General features: G+C 36.1%; 22 protein-coding genes. 16 read left to right on the top strand and 6 right to left on the bottom strand.

The annotated features are described in order from the left end of the window. Positions 1 to 185 precede the first annotated feature (185 nt). The 11 genes from SFC47_RS13975 to SFC47_RS13925 all read left to right on the top strand — a co-directional run bounded on the left by SFC47_RS13975 (position 186) and on the right by SFC47_RS13925 (position 9,586). Positions 186 to 1,457 (top strand): mechanosensitive ion channel family protein, encoded by a 1,272-nt coding sequence (locus SFC47_RS13975; protein ID WP_411254900.1) that lies wholly within the window; start codon positions 186 to 188, stop codon positions 1,455 to 1,457. 68 nt (positions 1,458 to 1,525) lie between these two features. Continuing rightward, positions 1,526 to 2,023 carry an arsinothricin resistance N-acetyltransferase ArsN1 family A gene (locus tag SFC47_RS13970; RefSeq protein WP_411254899.1) on the top strand — a complete coding sequence of 166 codons (498 nt, stop codon included), beginning with the start codon at positions 1,526 to 1,528 and terminating at the stop codon, positions 2,021 to 2,023. Between the two features lie 228 nt (positions 2,024 to 2,251). After that, positions 2,252 to 2,605: an ArsR/SmtB family transcription factor gene (locus SFC47_RS13965; protein ID WP_411254898.1), complete on the top strand. Its 354-nt coding sequence runs from the start codon at positions 2,252 to 2,254 to the stop codon at positions 2,603 to 2,605. A gap of 15 nt (positions 2,606 to 2,620) precedes the next feature. Then, the gene (locus SFC47_RS13960) at positions 2,621 to 3,922 is read left to right on the top strand and encodes an arsenic transporter (RefSeq protein ID WP_411254897.1); all 1,302 of its coding nucleotides are present in this window, start codon (positions 2,621 to 2,623) and stop codon (positions 3,920 to 3,922) included. Positions 3,923 to 3,946: 24 nt separating this feature from the next. Beyond that, on the top strand, positions 3,947 to 4,366 hold the full coding sequence (gene arsC / locus SFC47_RS13955; protein WP_411254896.1) for an arsenate reductase (thioredoxin): 420 nt from the start codon (positions 3,947 to 3,949) through the stop codon (positions 4,364 to 4,366). Positions 4,367 to 4,580: 214 nt separating this feature from the next. After that, positions 4,581 to 4,901, top strand: coding sequence for a PadR family transcriptional regulator (locus SFC47_RS13950; protein ID WP_411254895.1), 321 nt, complete (start codon positions 4,581 to 4,583; stop codon positions 4,899 to 4,901). Next, the gene (locus tag SFC47_RS13945) at positions 4,894 to 6,090 is read left to right on the top strand and encodes a DUF2812 domain-containing protein (protein ID WP_411254894.1); all 1,197 of its coding nucleotides are present in this window, start codon (positions 4,894 to 4,896) and stop codon (positions 6,088 to 6,090) included. The genes SFC47_RS13950 and SFC47_RS13945 overlap by 8 nt, the downstream gene beginning before the upstream one ends. 160 nt (positions 6,091 to 6,250) lie before the next feature. Next, positions 6,251 to 6,913: a beta-phosphoglucomutase gene (gene pgmB, locus SFC47_RS13940; protein WP_411254893.1), complete on the top strand. Its 663-nt coding sequence runs from the start codon at positions 6,251 to 6,253 to the stop codon at positions 6,911 to 6,913. A 5-nt stretch (positions 6,914 to 6,918) separates the two neighbouring features. Beyond that, positions 6,919 to 7,662, top strand: coding sequence for a hypothetical protein (locus SFC47_RS13935; protein WP_411254892.1), 744 nt, complete (start codon positions 6,919 to 6,921; stop codon positions 7,660 to 7,662). Positions 7,663 to 7,680: 18 nt separating this feature from the next. Further along, entirely contained in the window at positions 7,681 to 8,673 is a 993-nt protein-coding gene (locus SFC47_RS13930; protein WP_411254891.1) for a BadF/BadG/BcrA/BcrD ATPase family protein, read from the top strand. 115 nt (positions 8,674 to 8,788) lie between these two features. Continuing rightward, positions 8,789 to 9,586 (top strand): CPBP family glutamic-type intramembrane protease, encoded by a 798-nt coding sequence (locus SFC47_RS13925; protein ID WP_411254890.1) that lies wholly within the window; start codon positions 8,789 to 8,791, stop codon positions 9,584 to 9,586. Between the two features lie 91 nt (positions 9,587 to 9,677). Here SFC47_RS13925 and SFC47_RS13920 read toward each other — a convergent pair whose 3' ends face one another. Beyond that, the gene (locus SFC47_RS13920) at positions 9,678 to 11,321 is read right to left on the bottom strand and encodes a hypothetical protein (protein WP_411254889.1); all 1,644 of its coding nucleotides are present in this window, start codon (positions 11,319 to 11,321) and stop codon (positions 9,678 to 9,680) included. Between the two features lie 2 nt (positions 11,322 to 11,323). Further along, on the bottom strand, positions 11,324 to 12,103 hold the full coding sequence (locus SFC47_RS13915) for an ABC transporter ATP-binding protein (protein WP_411254888.1): 780 nt from the start codon (positions 12,101 to 12,103) through the stop codon (positions 11,324 to 11,326). Between the two features lie 125 nt (positions 12,104 to 12,228). Here SFC47_RS13915 and SFC47_RS13910 point away from each other — a divergent pair, with 125 nt between their 5' ends. Next, entirely contained in the window at positions 12,229 to 12,615 is a 387-nt protein-coding gene (locus SFC47_RS13910) for a DUF192 domain-containing protein (protein WP_411254887.1), read from the top strand. Between the two features lie 95 nt (positions 12,616 to 12,710). Here SFC47_RS13910 and SFC47_RS13905 read toward each other — a convergent pair whose 3' ends face one another. The 4 genes from SFC47_RS13905 to SFC47_RS13890 form a co-directional block, all read right to left on the bottom strand. Continuing rightward, positions 12,711 to 13,496, bottom strand: coding sequence for an ABC transporter permease (locus SFC47_RS13905; RefSeq protein ID WP_411254886.1), 786 nt, complete (start codon positions 13,494 to 13,496; stop codon positions 12,711 to 12,713). 3 nt (positions 13,497 to 13,499) lie between these two features. Next, complete coding sequence (locus SFC47_RS13900; RefSeq protein ID WP_411254885.1) at positions 13,500 to 14,291, bottom strand: ABC transporter permease; 792 nt, start codon at positions 14,289 to 14,291, stop codon at positions 13,500 to 13,502. Then, positions 14,288 to 15,286, bottom strand: coding sequence for an ABC transporter ATP-binding protein (locus SFC47_RS13895; RefSeq protein WP_411254884.1), 999 nt, complete (start codon positions 15,284 to 15,286; stop codon positions 14,288 to 14,290). Before SFC47_RS13895 ends, SFC47_RS13900 begins: the two co-directional genes overlap by 4 nt. A gap of 173 nt (positions 15,287 to 15,459) precedes the next feature. Beyond that, on the bottom strand, positions 15,460 to 15,921 hold the full coding sequence (locus tag SFC47_RS13890; protein ID WP_411254883.1) for a GNAT family N-acetyltransferase: 462 nt from the start codon (positions 15,919 to 15,921) through the stop codon (positions 15,460 to 15,462). 116 nt (positions 15,922 to 16,037) lie between these two features. Between SFC47_RS13890 and SFC47_RS13885 the strand changes: the two genes are divergently transcribed. The 4 genes from SFC47_RS13885 (at position 16,038) to SFC47_RS13870 (ending at position 18,569) form a co-directional block, all read left to right on the top strand. Beyond that, positions 16,038 to 16,490, top strand: a complete 453-nt coding sequence (locus tag SFC47_RS13885; RefSeq protein WP_411254882.1) for a MarR family winged helix-turn-helix transcriptional regulator — start codon at positions 16,038 to 16,040, stop codon at positions 16,488 to 16,490. 25 nt (positions 16,491 to 16,515) lie between these two features. After that, positions 16,516 to 17,043, top strand: a complete 528-nt coding sequence (gene paiA / locus SFC47_RS13880) for a spermidine/spermine N(1)-acetyltransferase (protein ID WP_411254881.1) — start codon at positions 16,516 to 16,518, stop codon at positions 17,041 to 17,043. Between the two features lie 42 nt (positions 17,044 to 17,085). Further along, positions 17,086 to 17,997 (top strand): nucleoside hydrolase, encoded by a 912-nt coding sequence (locus SFC47_RS13875; RefSeq protein WP_411254880.1) that lies wholly within the window; start codon positions 17,086 to 17,088, stop codon positions 17,995 to 17,997. A gap of 254 nt (positions 17,998 to 18,251) precedes the next feature. After that, complete coding sequence (locus SFC47_RS13870; RefSeq protein ID WP_411254879.1) at positions 18,252 to 18,569, top strand: hypothetical protein; 318 nt, start codon at positions 18,252 to 18,254, stop codon at positions 18,567 to 18,569. Positions 18,570 to 18,644 lie beyond the last annotated feature (75 nt).

Raw genomic sequence — 18,644 nt, 5'->3', positions numbered from 1 at the left:
TCGTGAGATCTGACTTTTTTTATGTTAAAGTTTTTGTCAGCTGCGAATAAAGAAATGGAAAAACAACATTTGACCAGCATAATATTACAATGGGGTATTATGAAATGCTAATTAGGGAAAATAACTGTAGATTAAGGGAATGAGTTTGAATATACGTATGAAATAGGTGATAAGGGAGGAAATTTATGAAGCTAATACGCAATCGTCTGCTTGAATATGGTATAGATCCAGTCCTTACTGATTATCTTGCTGCTATTATTATAATCATTTTCATAGGGATTCTCTGTATTGCAGCGAACATTCTTACAAAGAAAATTGTGCTGAGAATTATTACTCATATTATTACTAATAACAAATATGAATGGGATAACATTCTATTAGAAAGGAAGGTTTTTCACAGGTTATCCCATATTGTTCCAGCCCTTATTATTTATTATTTTGCATCTACTTTTCCTGACTATCAGCACTTAATTGAAAAAGGAGCCATTACCTATATCATTGTTGTTGGATTAATGGTCATTAATGGCTTTTTAAAAGCATGTAATGATATATATTTAACCTTTGAAATCTCAAAGACTAAGCCAATTAAGGGTTATATTCAAGTCGTCCAAATTATTGTTTTTATCCTTGGAGGAATTGTTGTAATTGCAAATTTGATGGGGGAGAGTCCGTTTATTCTTCTAAGTGGTATTGGTGCATTATCAGCTGTTCTTCTTATCATATTTAAAGATTCTCTCTTAGGGCTTGTAGCTGGTATTCAATTGGCGGCCAATGATATGGTGCGAGTGGGTGATTGGATTGAAATGCCAAAATATGAAGCCGATGGGGATATCATTGATATTTCTTTAAATACAGTAAAGGTTCAGAACTTTGATAAAACCATAACGACAATCCCAAGCTATGCTCTTATTTCAGACTCGTTCAAAAATTGGAGAGGAATGCAGGTTTCTGGAGGCCGCCGGATAAAGAGATCATTATTCATTGACACCAACAGTATTACTTTCTGCACCGAAGAAATGATAGAGAAATTCAAGTCAATTCAATTTCTTTCAAATTACATAACATCTAAGGAACAAGAAATTGCTGAATACAATGCCAAGAATCAAATTAATCGTAATAATCCAGTCAATGGCCGTGCCCTTACCAATATCGGGGTTTTTAGAGCCTACATTAACCAATATCTTCAGCATCACCCAGGAATTAGTCAGGAAATGACATTGCTGGTAAGACAATTAGCGCCAACTGAAATGGGATTGCCATTAGAAATATATGCATTTACCAACGATATTCGCTGGGATATTTACGAAACCATACAATCTGACATCTTTGATCATCTATTTGCAGTAGCGCCGGAATTTGGTCTTCATTTATTCCAGAATCCGTCAGGAAATGACTTAAAAAATATGATGGGTAATAAAGACGAGAAAAGTCGAAGCAGGGAAACAGATTCCTCATAATAGAGTTACCTAATAATGGACTAAATTTGTTTATTCGATATAAGCCCAATTAAATAGGAGGGACAAGAATGTTGTTAAATTTAGTTATCAGGGGATCTAAAGACTCCGATATTAACGGAATACAAGATATATACAATCAAGGGATTGAGGATAGAATAGCTACGTTAGAGGTAAAAATAAAAGATTATTCTTACATGAAGGAATGGTATGAAAAACACAAAGGCCGGTTTAAAGTAATTGTAGCAGAATATAATGAGAAAATTGTTGGGTGGGCGTCACTAAATCAATACAATGATCGAAGGGCCTATGATGGAGTTGCCGATCTTTCCGTTTATATTTCAAGGGATTTCAGAGGAAAGGGAATTGGTAAGCAGCTTTTGGTTGAACTTGAATCCATAGCCAGAGAAAATAAATTTCATAAAATGGTGCTATTCACTTTCCCATTTAATCAGCTTGGCCAGGGATTATACAAAAAGATGGGTTTTCGTGAAGTTGGTGTATTTAAAAACCATGGGATTCTTGATGGTGAATTTGTGGATGTAATGGCAATGGAGAAATTATTATAGACTCCCTTTATTTTGTTGGTAACAACTGTTACGTATCTATTTTACAATTACTTTATTTCTGCTTCTTGAAATTTATTTATAAGTGAAATATTATATAAGCGGATAGTTATATATTATTGCTAATTGAGGATAGTTAGTTTGAAAGTGGTGACTTGTATAAAAAGGACACCTCTGTTTATTCTTAATATTAGGATATAATTATTTAATTATATAGTGAGGAGGGTAATCATGTCAGAAACGAGGAAAATAGCATTAGAATTAGAGCGTTCTGCCAATGTATTAAAGCTATTAGGGGATAAAACACGTTTAACGATGATGAAAATTCTGGATAATCATGATGCATGCGTCTGTGAATTTGTAGAAATCTTTAAAACGAGTCAGCCAGCCATTAGTCAGCATGTTCGTAAATTAAAAGATGTTGGGATGGTGAAGGAAACAAGAAGAGGGCAATGGATCATCTACTCTTTGAATAAAGAAGGTGAATTTTTTCCATTGGTTGAAGATTTATTACGACATCTTCCAAACCAAGATTATAGATTAAAGGAATTGGAAGAGCAGGGTTTACGAATTTCTTGTGAATAATTGGAGGTTTCAACATTGGTATCTGCAATACTCGCATCATTGATTTTCTTATTTACACTTATTCTGGTTATATGGCAACCAAGAAATTTATCCATCGGATGGTCCGCTTGTGGGGGTGCGATTCTCGCACTAATCGTTGGAGTGGTTGACTTCCAGGACGTTCTTGAAGTAACCAAAATTGTATGGAATGCTACCTTTTCATTTATTGCTATCATTATTATTTCCTTAATATTGGATGAAATTGGGTTCTTTGAATGGGCAGCGCTCCACATGGCAAGAGCAGCTAAAGGCAACGGATTAAAAATGTTTGTTTATGTGAGCATTTTGGGAGCACTTGTCGCAGTATTTTTCGCCAATGATGGTGCCGCACTTATCCTTACACCAATCGTTTTAGCCATGGTCCGGAATTTAAAGTTTGAAGAAAAGATGATTTTTCCGTTCATTATTGCCAGCGGTTTTATTGCTGATACAACTTCATTGCCGCTAGTGGTGAGTAACCTTGTAAATATCGTATCTGCTGACTTTTTCGGTATCGGATTTGCAGAGTTTGCCTCAAGAATGTTTGTCCCAAATTTATTCTCGCTAATGGCAAGTATTTTAGTCTTATACATCTACTTCAGAAGAAACATACCTAAGAAATATGATTTGGGCCATTTAAAGGAACCTGTTGAAGCTATTAGAGACCAAAAAATGTTTCGATTATCCTGGGGAATTCTTGTAATTTTATTGGCGGGATATTTTATTAGTGAATTCCTAAATATTCCTGTATCTATCATTGCAGGTATTGTGGCTATATTCTTCTTATTAATGGGCAGAAGAAGCCATGCAGTTGAAACAAAAAGGGTCATTAAAGGAGCACCTTGGGCGATTGTATTTTTCTCACTCGGAATGTATGTAGTTGTCTATGGCTTGAGAAATGTTGGATTAACCAATGTATTAGCCGACCTAATCCAGGTGACTGCTGACCAGGGGTTATTTGCCGCTACCATTGGAATGGGTTTTATTGCAGCGATACTTTCTTCCATTATGAATAATATGCCAACTGTAATGATTGACGCTTTAGCAATTGCAGATACCAATACAACTGGTGTAATTAGAGAAGCACTGATATACGCAAATGTGATTGGCTCTGATTTAGGTCCTAAAATAACCCCTATCGGTTCTCTAGCAACTTTATTATGGTTACATGTTTTATCACAAAAGGGAGTTAAGATTTCTTGGGGTACGTATTTTAAAACGGGTATTGTTTTAACAATACCTACTTTGTTCATTACTTTAGTGGGCCTCTATATATGGTTGTTAATCATTTATATATAACTTTAATCATAAAAGGAGATCATCATGTCAAACAAAATTATCTATTTTCTATGTACTGGTAACTCTTGCCGCAGTCAAATGGCAGAAGGATGGGCAAAAAAGTATTTAGGTGATGAGTGGGAAGTAAAGAGTGCTGGTCTTTCTGCACATGGATTAAACCCGAATGCAGTAAAAGCAATGATAGAAGCGGGAATAGATATTTCTAAGCAAACATCTGATGTTATTGATCCTGAAATTTTAAATAATGCTGATTTAGTTGTAACATTATGCGGGCATGCCGAAGACCACTGCCCAGTAACACCTCCGCATGTTAAACGAGTTCACTGGGGCTTCGATGATCCAGCCAAAGCTCAAGGAACAGACGAAGAAAAGTGGGCATTCTTCCAACGTGTCCGTGATGAAATCGGAAATCGAATTAAACGTTTTGCTGTCACGGGTAACTAAAAATATAAGATTCCAGGAGCACATTTCAATTGAATGTTGCTCCTTATTTATATTGACAAAGTGACAGTAAAATTTTAATGGATTCTTCAATTATATTTAGTTGCATTGATTTACAAATGAAAGTCTATGAAGTAATATTCTGTTATACGATATATCGTGATACATAATATCGCATAACAGAATATCTTATTAAATAATTGAAGGGATGTAAGCAATGGCATATAGTGGGGGACCAATGACAGAAGCAATGTATTATGTATTATTGGCATTGATGAATCCTAACCATGGGTATCAGCTTATGCAAGCTGTTACAGAAGTTTCGAATGGCAGAATAACCATGGGACCCGGTACACTTTATGGTGTACTCTCACGGATGCAAAAAGACAGCCTTATTTCACTAGCTGAAGATGATGGCAGAAGGAAGACCTACCGAATTACACCATCAGGAGAACAAGCTCTGAGAACAGAGTATACGCGGTTAAAAGCCATGATTCAAGACGGCAGCATTTTAGAGGAAGGTGATGTAATTGAGTAAAAAAGTCTACAAAATCCGTCCTAGTGATTATTGGAGAATCGGTGAACATGAAAGTTGGTTTACTGACATGGCAGCAAGGGGATTACATCTAAAAAAGATGGGGATACAATTTGTCCAGTTTGCTAAAGGTGAACCGAAAAAAATGAGGTACAGAATTGATGTATCGCTAAAAAAGAAGATTTCTACAGAACAAATTCAACTATATGCCGATAGTGGATGGGATTATGTAACTAGCTATCAATCATTTCATGTGTTTTCATCACCCGATGAACGTAATGCCCCCGAGCTTCATACAGACCCTGCAGAACAATCGTATACATTAAGTGAACTGAATCAGAAATTAGCTTTGAATGCGAGTATCGTTGCGGCTGCGATGATTTTAATGATTGCCATGTTATCTTCTATTTGGTTAGTAGAAGGAACACCTGTGTACGTGTTGGTTGAAGGGCTGGCGATTCAGCAAACGATTTTAACGATATTCATCGGTTTTACGGCTTATACTTCAATACAAGCAGCCATCTCCATTCGACTAATACGGAAGAATCTTATTGAGGGAAAACCGATTGATCATCATGCACCTTGGAAAAAGCATCATAGAAGAAATTCGATTATAGGTTTGCTTATTACACTTGTTGTGGGAATGAGTGCAGTACTTCCATTTGTACAACTTATAAAAGCTGATACAAAAACATTGCCAGAATCAACTCCTAACTTACCCATTGTCAGATTAGCAGATATAGAGCAGAATCCTGCCTTTGTTCGCGGGGAACCTGACTATATGAGTGACAATGTTGATTGGGGAAACCGATATACATATAAATGGAGCCCGTTGGCACCTGGGCAATATGAAACAGATGAAAACGGGCTGATACCTGGAAAAATGTGGGGGGATGGGAGCGGGGAATATTCACCAAGTATTCATACAAGGGTATATCAGCTTAGTATACCTGAAATGGCGGATCATCTGATTACGGATTTAATTAAGAGATATAGATATGAATCTAGTGAGGAAGATTATGTTCTAACAAAGCATTCATATTTTGATATATTAATAATTCATGAGGAAGAGGCTATGAAAGAAGTATTTGTTTCTAAAGGAAATGTTGTTATGTATGTTCGTTATCATGGCTATGGAGAGATCGATTCCATAATAAAAAACATAGAAGAGAAGTTGATGAAGAAATATTAAATAAATTTTATTTCCTCCATTTCTAAAACGAAAGCGCAAGTAGACGGATTTTAACATTTTTATAAAAGCTTATCGGAGTTATCTACTATAGACAATTCAATGTTTGGTATAATGGAAAAGATAGGAATTATCAAAGTCATTTTGGGGAGGAACTTCTAACTTGAAAAGGCAGTTAAGGGGAATCATTTTTGATTTAGATGGGGTTATTGTTGATACGTTTGAGCTATATTATGCAACCAATAAGAAGGTAGCAGACTATCTTTCTATTCCATTTACAAGAATGGATAATGAAAAATTTAGAGGAATTGGGCGAATGGAGATAATAGAAGCCATGGTATCCCAATCAAATCAACAATTTAGTCAGGAACAAAAGGAAGAGCTAGCAGAAGGTAAAAACCAACATTATCAAACATTGATTAATAATATTGACGAAAAGTCCATATTACCAGGAATAAAAACCTTCATTATGGAGTTGAAAAAGAATAAGATAAAAATGGCCATCGCTTCTTCTAGTACAAATGCAAAAACTGTCTTAGAAAAGGTTGGGTTAATCAATTACTTTGAATATATTGTCGATCCTACATCATTAAAAAAGGGAAAACCTGATCCGGAAATATTTCTTGCAGCAGCCAGTGGGTTGAATATTTCACCAGAAAATTGTGCTGCGATTGAAGACGGTGAGGCGGGTTTGCAAGCTATTCTTGCAGCCAAAATGTTTTCCATTGGAATTGGAACAAATAAAAAGATGAGTAAGGCAGATTGGTATGTGGAAAGTACGGAAGAATTATGTTTTTTAGAATTAGTCAGAAGGTTTGAAGGGTGAGATTGTTGGAGAATAGAGATGAGCAGTTTAAGGAATTTCAATTAAAGTGGTTCGATATTGTTATTCAAGAATACAACTCGCTAAGGGGAGAGTCTGCTGAATCATTAAAACATCAACAATCTATTATTAACTATGGATTAACTGCAATTGGTGTATTAATTGCCTTTAGTGCAAATTTATGGGGGAAAGAAAAGATTGTCGAAACAATTTACATGGTATTTATACCGTTTATGTGCAATTTAATTATTTTGATTTGGAACGGTGAAGTTCGACGAATGTCACGTGCTGGTCAGTATATTAAAAGAATTGAGGACAAAATACATAAAGAGTTATTTCTTCGAACGGGTATAAGTGAATACGCATTAGAGTGGGAAACCTTCCTCCGAAAACCAAAGCATGAAGAAATATTAGAATTAGAAAGTCAATCCAGGATCATGAAAACACTTTCCTGGTTTGCAGGGATATTCTCGTTTTTATTTCAAAAGGATCAGGAAAAAAATAATAAGATTAAAAGTAATTATATTGCCATTATTATCATGTTTGGTGTTCTCAGTATTTTATCCATTATGCTTGGATTCGGTCATGATTTTAGCTTATTTGCAAAAGAAACAAATCTTGAGGGAGAAAAACTTTGGTTAAAGTGGATATCCGACCATGGGTGGCGACTAGTCTTATATTGTGTTGTATTATTATTAGATTTCTTGTTCTTTGTGTATCATTATCGATACTTCCAAAAGGTTAAAAAATAATGTTTAAGGAGAATCAACTTGAATCAAGGTATCGTATTAGGGATCGATGGGGGAGGGACTTATACAAGAATTGTAGCTTCTGATTTATTTGGTACCGTGCTAGCCTCTGCTAAAAAAGAGGGCTCTCATCCAGGTAAAAACAAAAATCCCGAGAAAAATGTAAAGGATGCAATCTTCGAGGTTTTACAGAAAGCCAATCATCTGCCTAACTCTGTACGATGCATTGTTGGTGGATTTGCTGGATTAAATAATCCCGCCGATAAATTATGGGTTGGAAATTTTTTAAACGTACCAGGAATATCATGTCCCAAAATTCTATTAAATGATGCAGAGATTGCACAGTATGGTGCATTTATAGGAAAGCATGGTGTGTTAGCGGTTGCTGGAACAGGTTCAATTGTCTTCGCAAAAACTGAAGATGGCAATAGTATAAAAAATTATGATTTCCATCACGACTCTGTTGCTGGATCAAGATATTTATCGTATTCCGTTATATATGAAATTATCACACAACGTACATCGTATAAGGACCAGCAACTTATTGATCAGGTTATTGATTATTGGGGAGTAGATACGATAGAAGAACTTAGATTACTTGCAGCTAAAGGTTTCACCGCCGATAAAGTGGATGCAATTAAAAGATTAAGCAGTATGGGGGCCATTGTTACAAAAGAAGCCTTGAATGGAAGTGAAACAGCAAGGAGAGCTTGTAAACAGGCTGTTAAATCTTTAGTAACAGGAGTCCTATTGGTATCATCGACATTTACATCCGATTTCGTCCCATTGGCGCTCGGTGGAGGCGTCATTAAAACGCCCTATATGGAAGATTTGTTTAAGAAAGAACTACACATTAGTAATTCAAATAAAAATTATACTTACCACCCTATTCAATTGTCGCCCGTCATGGGTGGAGTCTTATATGCTTTAAACGAAATAGGATTACCAATTAATGATGGTCTTGTAGAAAGTTTTACGAAAGCAGATAAAAAACATCAACTTTACGATAGTTGACAATTTAGCCACTCATTATGACCTGAGAATATCTTGTGTAAGGAATATGTTTTTCTAGAGAGGAATAATCATATAACAGATAGATAAGGACTTTTCTACTAAGGGGGAGATACTTTTGAAAAATTATTTTTCAATGGTAGGAAATTATTTGCTTTATTTGGCTGTTATGATTGTGGTGATCCTTCTCTATAATAGTGTTCTAAACCCACTCTTAGGGTGGGGACAATTTGGAACGGGAGAGAACATAGCGGTTCAGATGTTTCTTGTATTAGTAGGAACTATTGGACTTTCAGCGTTAGTGTATAAGGCCAAATACAAAGTATTGAAACAGCCGTCGGAAAGTTTTTGGAGGGTCTTTGGGTTTTCTAAGATGAGTATGGGCAGTTTGATACTCATGGTTATCATCGGATTGGCATTTACTATGCTAAATGCGTCAGTAATGAAATTATTACTCTATTACAATATAACTTCACTTAATGATTTTACCGAAAGCTATTTTAACTCTGTTTCATTTACAACTCTTATTGTTTCCTCAGTGATTACCACTGCCCTAGAATTAATCGTATTTATTGGCATTATGTTTAATGAATCCAGAAAGAATGTACCTGTTTTTTGGCCGATACTAGGTATTGCCTTGATTATTGCAGTGATACAAGCACCAGGCGGAATTTGGATGCAGCTTCTAGGAATTGCTCTAGGTCTTGTATATGGATTTATTTATGTACGGTCTTCCTCCATTTGGTCCGTTATTACCATGGGAATTGCCTTTAATGTGAGTTTGTTCAGTATGAAAAAAATTGGCTGGCTGGATTCAATGGAGAAACTTCCTGAATGGGGTCTTATCATAATTTCTGTCGTTATGGCTATTTTTATCTTAGTTAGCACCGTTGAGTATTGGAGAAAAACAAAGTAGATGATTTTTATTATGAACGGCTGCCTGCAAGGAAGCAGGCAGCCGTATTTTTTACTTTTACCTAGATTTAATTAGCACTGGCCGTAATCACTTATCCTAAAATCTTATCCCACGTAATATTAAATGCTAGTTTCCAAAGGGTCCCCAGATAAAGAACAGCTAGCACAAAATAAAGGTAGATTCCAAAAGAAAACAAAGTCGAGACAAAATGTAGACCAGCAAATACGCCAACAAACAGCATTAATCCGATAAAAACGGCAACGTTGCTGTTTTGATTGTATTCATCAAAAGAAGATGAAAAGGGAATGGCTTTTTTTAGGATCATAAAACAAATAACAGCATACGCGCAGGCATTTAAAAATACAACGATTAGGTCCGGGAGAATTCTCACCCCAAAAAGTACTAGGAAAATGACACTTTGAAGCAAGTAAACAGGCAAGTATAATTTGAAAATAAACGCCTTTATTGTACCGCTAAACATGGGTTTTAAGTTTATGATAGGAGCCGCCATGTAGATCCATGCACCTTTATACTTTCCCGAGAATCTCAATAGCACCAAAATTGTCGGAATGATGATTAAACTAAAGTATATCGTTAAAAACGACTTGCTGGTGGATAGCTGGTCAAAATTAGTATTAAAGCCATTCATGATAAAAATTAACGGAATCACTGCGGAAAATCCCAGTGATGGATAGACTTTTAATTTAAAATCACGTTCGTTTTTCATCATCGAACCTGCAAAACGGAAGAACGCTCTTTCCTCATTTGAGCTGCAAATAACCCGCAGAAGTAATCGTCCCAACTTACCATGCCGCTTCTTTTCTGCCTTTCCATGATAGGAAAGTTTTTGAAGGTTTTGTTCAAAAACGGGATTAAGCTTTATATATATCCATATAGAAATCATTGGCATCACAATCCCCAGCCCTGTAAATAAGAGGTGAAACAACTGAGCATTACCATTCATGATTACTTCCATCATGGCGCCAAACCACATCGGAAAGATGAATATTTGCCACCATTGCATTTCAAAATGAATGGTCAAATCAATGAACTCAAAGGAGCGGACCAGCAGCTGATACCCCACCATGATTCCAAGTGACAAAGCAATTTGCACATAGTTAATAATATCTTTTAATTTTTCCCCATCAAAGAAGCGTAAAATGAACAAATAGATAAGCGCGGTTAACACTACAATAAACAGGTCAATAAGAATAATAGAAAGTACAGCAGTAAGAAAAAACAAAATACCGTGTGTGACGAGTCCAACAATCAATGGGACCCCGGCCAGTGCAATTGTAAGGAACGACAAATAAATGAGGACGTGTATCATTTTTGCCGTACTAATGGTTCTTTTATCAACCGGTTTTGGAAAAAGTATGTTACGGTCTCGGATGTCAAGTAGAACGGATGAAAAGTCAGAAATCATAGATGTCATGATAAAAAAGGTAAAGATCCCATAAAAGAGACTCATTTGAAACAAGTAATTGTCACCCATCAGGATAAATGGAATCATAAACAGACCGAATAACACATAGATCCATAATGATTTAATATACTGATTATTACTGTCCTTTTCTTTCTTTTTTGCATTTTGTGAGAAAATGGTTGGTACCCGACGGCCATCCATCGTTAACTTTACTTGTAAGATGGTTCTCATCATTTTGTAATCTATTCCAAACCTGCGGAAAACCTTCTCGAACACATCCAATAGTTTCAGAGTGCGATAGTCCTGCATATCTACATTTCCTCTACGATCGATACAAATCTTGCACCAAGTGTTTTGTGTTCACTAAATCCTGTCAGTTGGTTGAAAATCTGTTCAAGTGTGCCTTCCATATTTTCCTGTTTTAAATCTTCAAAGGTACCATCGGCCGCAATTTTTCCATCATACAAGAGAATAATACGGCTGCTGATTTTCTCGACCACATCCATGATGTGTGAGGAGTAGAAAATGGTTTTTCCTTGTGCAGCAAGTTGAGTCATAATTTCTTTAAAAATCATCACACTATTTGCATCCAAACCATTGATAGGCTCATCGAAAAACAAAAGTTCTGGATTATGTAATAAACTCGAGATAATCAACAGCTTTTGACGCATTCCTTTTGAATAGGAGGCAATACGAGAATGATAGACCTCTCCGATTCCAAATAGTTCCATCAAGTTTTTCGCCTTATAGTCTGCCAGATTAAATTCAAGACCATATAACTCGCCAATGAAAGTTAGATATTCATGACCGGTTAAATTGTCGTATACTTCAGCAATCTCCGGTACATAACCAATTTTTCGTTTATACTCAATATTTCCGTCTGAAATATCGTGCCCGAAGATTTTTATCTCACCTGAATAGTCGTCTTCAATGCCAAGCATGATTTTAACGGTAGTGCTTTTTCCTGCTCCGTTCGGTCCAATATAACCAATGATTTCTCCTCGTTTCACTTGAAGAGACACACCATTTAAGACGGCCTTAGAACCATAATTTTTTTTTAAATCCTTAATGGTTAGGATCACTTCTTCCATCGCTTTATCCTCACTTCTGTAATTTTTTCCATTTTAATCCTTTTTCAATAGTGTAACATATAATAAATCAATTAAACTATTATCCTAAGATTATTATAGGGAATCCTAAAACTCGGGTGAGTGAAATGAAAAATACTATCAAAACAAAAATGATAAAAATACTTAGTGGTAACAGAGTAAATAGATTACTCGTTCAAGTTGCAGATACTCCAAGAAAGAGAGAAATGGGCTTAATGTTTGTTAGATTGTTACCTGAAAACGAGGGGATGTTATTTGTGTTTTCCGAAAAAGTTTATGGTGGCTTTTGGATGAAAAACACATTCATTCCATTATCGATTGCTTTTCTTGATTCAGATGGGGAGATTCTAAAAATTCTAGATATGGAGCCTTGTATGAAGGAGTTTTGTCCTGCCTACGACCCAGAAGTTTTTTATCAATATGCAATTGAAGTGAATCTTGGATGGTTTAAAAAGAATCAAATCACCGAAGGGGACTATGTAGTGCTTGATTGAATTCGTCTCGCCTCAAGCCGCAAGTCCCAAAAATCAGCCCTTAGTAATCCTGCGAGGACCTCTAAGGGCTGATTTCTTATTATAATTTAAATATATTAATTCCCCGCTCCACGATATCTCTTTACTCCCGCATTCCATAAAAGAATGGCAATTCCTAGGAAAAGGATGCCCATAACGGGTGTGAAAAAGGCGTAGCCATACCATTCTTCACGATTTAAAAAATAGGAAGCCGGATAAACACCAACAAATGCGAAAGGTAAAATCCAAGTTAACACAAATTGAATCACCTTGTTGTAAATGTTAATAGGGTAACGGCCGTAATTACTGATGTTATACATCATGGGCATAATATCGGTGCGGCTGTCTGACCAGAATCCAATCGTTGCAATCGAAATAAAGATCCCGGCGTAAATTAATGCTCCGCCAATTACCATGACAAAAAAGAGCAAAACATCGTACCATGCAAACGTTAAGTCTAGGTTTGCCATCGCATAACCCATAACTACTATGCCAGTAACCGCACCGAATAACGACTCCAGTTCGATTCGTTCTAATATAATTTGGAAAAGACTGTGTACCGGGCGTGTCAGGATACGGTCCATTTCTCCTTTGACAATATAGCGTTCGTTAAAGTCCCATATATTAAAAAAGGACGAAAATATTGCATACGGAACAAGGAAAAATCCATAAATAAAAATAATTTCATCTCGGTTCCAGCCGCCTAAAAAGGCTGTGTGGCGAAATACGATTAAGATGAAAATTAAATTGACTGCCTGAGATAAAAGGTCAGATAGAATTTCAATAACACTATCAACACGATAAGTAAGCCTAGTTTTTAAATATTGAGAGGCGTATTGAAAGAACAATGATAGATAAAACATTGGTCAGCCTCCTTGTACAATTAAGTGTTTTTTTGCCTGTGACCATAGAAGGCGAATTGGAATAAGTAGAATCACAACCCAGAAAACTTGTGAAAGCAAAGCGTTAAAGATATCTTGACCAACAAAGCCTCCTGTAAAGATCATACTTGGTACATAGCTGATTGCTTGAAAAGGTAAATAGGACATTAAATCTTGAGCCCAATCAGGATAAAAAGAAATAGGAAGGAGTAATCCTGAAAACAAATCAATCACAACACGTTTTGCACGAATTAACCCTGTGTTATTAAACAAAAAGAAAGTCATCATACCGGTTAGTAAGTTGATATACGTATTAACAATAAAACTAAAAACAAGTGAAACAAAGAAGTATGTCCATGTGGATAAACTAGCATCGAAAGAGACTGGGAAAATCAAAGCAACAATAATCATACCTGGGACGGAGAAAAACAATAAGCGAAAGACGCCTTCACCAAGTGCCTGCATAGTCTTCATCCCTAAATAATTGTAGGGACGGATCATTTCAATCGCAACCTTGCCGTCTTTGATTTCAGCAGCAATTTCACGGTCAATATTGTTATAATAAAACGCTCTTGCCATCCAGGCAACTGCCACATAGGTAGTCATTTGAGCGACGGACAAGCCTTGGATCTCCTCTTTTCCTCCATAAATTGCCGACCATAAGAAATAATACGCTCCAATATTAATGCTATAGATTAATATCCCGCTATAATAGTTTGTCCGGTAAGCGAGCATCATTAAAAAGCGAACCCGAATCATTTCCAAATACATACTCATGTGAGGGCCATACCTTCTTCATATATCTTCCGGACAATTTCTTCTGTCGAAACTTCATTGATTCGAACATTTTTAATCGGGTTCTTTTGGACGACATCACTGATCAATCGGGAGATCATTTGTTCATCCCCATTAATGTAGCCGAGCCAGGTTGTCGCATCCTTTTGTTCCCATTGAATATTTTCGACACGAGGCAGAGAGCTGCGAGCGACCTCTGACAAAAATTCAAATTCAATTTGCTTTCCTTCCACAGCATGTTCTTGCAGCTGATTCAGCTTGCCGTCATAAATAATTTTTCCTTCATCTAATAACACGACTCGTTCACAAAGGGCTTCAATATCGGTTAAGTCATGTGTTGTTAAGAGAATAGTTGTTTTATATTGCTCGTTAATTTCTTGTAAAAATTTTCGAATTTTTAATTTCACCAATACATCCAGCCCAATTGTCGGCTCATCTAAAAAGAGGAGAGGAGGATTGTGTACGAGTGCCGCGGCTAATTCACAGCGCATTCTTTGTCCAAGCGACAGCTTTCGTACCGGTTTATCAAGTAAGGGGCCGATTTCTAACGTTTCAATTACATGTCCCATATGACGGTTATAGTCTTCATCCGAAACACGGTATACCTTTTTTAATAACCGGAAGGATTCTTGAACAGCGATATCCCACCAAAGCTGTGAGCGCTGACCGAATACTACTCCAATGGTGCGCACGAATTCTTCCCGCTCTTTATGTGGGTTCATTCCATTTACGATAATGGAGCCGGAAGTAGGCGTCAAAATGCCCGTTAACATCTTAATGGTGGTTGATTTACCTGCACCGTTCTCCCCGATATAGCCAACCATTTCTCCTTGTTTAACAGTTAAAGAAATATTATCAACAGCGGCATGAACTTTATAGTTTCTCGTAAATAAATCACGAAAAGCTCCCGCCAGACCGGGACGGCTTGTATAGGAATTAAATTCTTTCCGTAAATTTTGAACTTCAATGACATTCATTTCGTTTCCTCCTAGGATATAAAAAGAAAAACCTGTTAACGAAAATGGTTTTACCAAACTTAAATGATAACGTGAGGAGGTTATTCATGCAAGTAAGGTGCATTGGTATATTGAAGTAACAAAAGAGCTTCCTGCCTTTCTGAGCTTATGTATTCCCATGGATATCTGGATTATTAATACAACCAAATAGTTTTTTCTCGATTCAATAATTCTTTGGTCATCAATAAATGCGGAATTCCATCCTCAATGAATACGTTAGATGAAGTCTGAAACCCGAGTTTTTTATAAAAGCCTTGTGCTTGTGTTTGGCCGTGTAATTTTACCTTTACTGCTCCTCTTTCCTGTGCAATTTTCTCTAATGCGGAAATAATAATTTTACCCAGGCCGTATTTACGGTATGGTTCTAAAATACAAATTCTCTCCAATTTGCCAAACTCATCAACCCATCTAATCCGCCCCGTTCCGACAGGTTGTTCTTCGAAATAGACTAGGATATGTTCACATTGACCATTTAGATTATCAAATTCGTCAAATTCATCTTCTAAGGGGACACCCTGCTCCTTAACAAATACTTCTTTACGAATGTGAAATGCCTTTCTTAAATCTTCTTCCATAGTTATTCTTTTTACAGTCATTTTTTTCAATCCTTTACCATCTCATTATTTTGTTGTATTTACCATAAAATTACGCTAGATTTAATTTATAGTAAGTATGTTGTATTTGCAACTAAAATTTCGATAAGGAGCAAATTATGAAGGAAATTTTGCGAGAAATTGGGATGATCGCTAGAGCATTAGATTCGATAAGTAACATTGAATTTAAGGAATATGAGCTAACCAAGGGGCAGTATTTGTATCTTGTACGAATATGTGAAAATCCTGGAATCATTCAAGAAAAGGCAGCTGAAATGATTAAAGTAGACCGAACTACAGCGGCTCGAGCAATAAAAAAACTTGAAATTAATGGATTTATAGAGAAGAAAGAAGATCAACATAACAAGAAAATTAAAAAGCTCTTTCCAACAAAGAAAGGTGAATCTGTATATCCGTTAATAAAAAGAGAAAATGATTATTCCAATAACGTTGCATTAGAGGGATTTACTGAAGGAGAAATAGAAACCATTTTCAACATGCTTCAAAGAGTAAGAAAAAATATAGAAAAAGACTGGGAACATGTGAAAAAGGGAGACAAGAGAAATTATTGAGTAGAAAAAGGAGAGGCAAACTATAATGAGTATAAAAATAAAACATTGTACCATTGAAGATTTATCCTTACTTCAAGAAATTAGTATTGAAACATTTAATGAAACATTTAAGGATCAGAACTCACCTGAAAATATGATTGCATATTTGGAGAAAGCTTTTAACTTAAAAAAATTAGAAAATGAATTATCAACTATTTATTCGCAATTCTTGTTTGTCTATTTCAATAATGAAGTGGCTGGATATTTAAAGGTGAATACCCAGGATGCTCAATTGGAGAATATGGGTGAGGATGCAATAGAAATTGAAAGGATTTATATAAGGGCTACTTTTCAAAAACTAGGACTAGGTAAATTTCTCATCAATAAGGCGATAGAAATCGCAGTAGAACAGAAAAAGAATAAAATCTGGCTGGGTGTTTGGGAAAAAAACGAGAATGGTATTGCTTTTTACAAGAATCTTGGGTTTGTTCAAGCTGGTACACACTCCTTCTATATGGGGGACGAAGAACAAATAGACTATATCATGATTAAATTACTATCATTATCAGAATAATGAGTTAGTGGGGGACAAACAGACAATATGGAGTGAGTGATAATGAAGCCAGTTATTTTGGATGTGGATACGGGTATAGATGATGCGTTAGCGATTGCATATGCTTTAAATTCTCCTGAGCTAGAGATCCTCGGTCTTACAACATGCTTTGGAAATGGTCCTGTTGAAAAAACCACCCGCAATACATTAGTGGTCTTAGAACAGCTGGGAAAAAGTGTCCCTGTATATCCAGGCGCAGATAAACCACTGAGCCGGCCGCCTAAAAAATTCCCGACACATATCCATGGAGAAGATGGATTAGGTAACAGAGTAGCTAAATCCCCTGTCATGGAGGCAGAGTCTGAGTCTGCAGTAGATTATATCATAAACCAAGTGAAACAGCGTCCAAACGAGATTACAATTATTGCAGTAGGGCCGCTAACAAATTTAGCGCATGCTGTTAAAAAAGACCCTGAAATAGTTTCGCTGGTAAAAGAGGTAGTCATTATGGGTGGCGCTGTTTTCATCAAAGGTAATGTCACTCCTTATAGCGAAGCAAATATATTCACAGACCCTCATGCAGCTGAGTGTGTGTTTTCTTCAGGCCTGCCTGTAACGCTTGTTGGCCTTGATGTTACGATGAAGACATTATTACCAAATACAATTTTAGCTGATTGGCGTGCCACAGGCAGAGAAGTATCTGATTTTTTTGCTGATATGACCAGCTTTTATATGCATGCTTATGAAACATTCCACCCGGGTATTGGCGGCTGTGCCTTGCATGACCCTCTGGCGGTAGGCGTGGTGGTCGATCCAAGTTTCATTAAGAAGGAAACCTGGAATGTTAAGGTTTTTTTAGAAGGGGAAGAAATGGGGAGAACCGTAGCACAGGCTGAAGGTGAGCCGAAAATACAAGTCTGTACTAGAGTAGAGGCAGACAGATTTTTAAACCATTTTCTAAATCGACTTTTTTAGGAATTATTTTTTTACCAATTATTTTCTACAAATAGAAAACCAGCTGTATTTCATATACACATTTATGAAATACAGCTGGTTTTTTTGTTAATTCTTTATCTTATGGTGCCGGCTAAATCATATAGCTACGCTGACTCTAAACAGCAGAGAAGGAATGTGGTTTAATAATGTTTATAAGACTGTCTTGAATTACACATCACATAAGAAAAATTAGAGGAAAACTTTTTTGATGCTTTGAAAGGAAGGTCATAATCATGTCTTTATGGAAAAAAATTATTATTTGGAATTCAAGTCTATTAACATTGTCTATCGTTAATATCCTTTTAGCTATAGTACATATTAAACAGCTGGGCAAAGGAACGGAAGTTTATACAAACAGTATGTTAAATCAAACAATTATTTTTAGCTTTACCCTATTAGGTCTTTTGCATCTAGGAAACTTAATTGTAAACATTTCAGTACTCACAAAAAAAGCTTGGAAAGTTTTATTATTTTCTCTTGGAATGGGTGTTGTATTAACTATTCTTTACTTTATCCCGATGATGGTTGACGGTCCTGCATTTGTTAGATAAAGAATTTTGTTTAAGCTTCAGTATATCTGCAGCTATTTGATAAAATTTAACCTGTATTTTCCATTTAATATTTAT

Source organism: Neobacillus niacini (genome assembly GCF_046591715.1).
GTDB lineage: Bacteria > Bacillota > Bacilli > Bacillales > Cytobacillaceae > Neobacillus > Neobacillus niacini_L.
The sequence above is the reverse complement of the archived record's forward strand: the minus strand, read 5'-3'. Positions and strand labels throughout refer to the sequence as shown.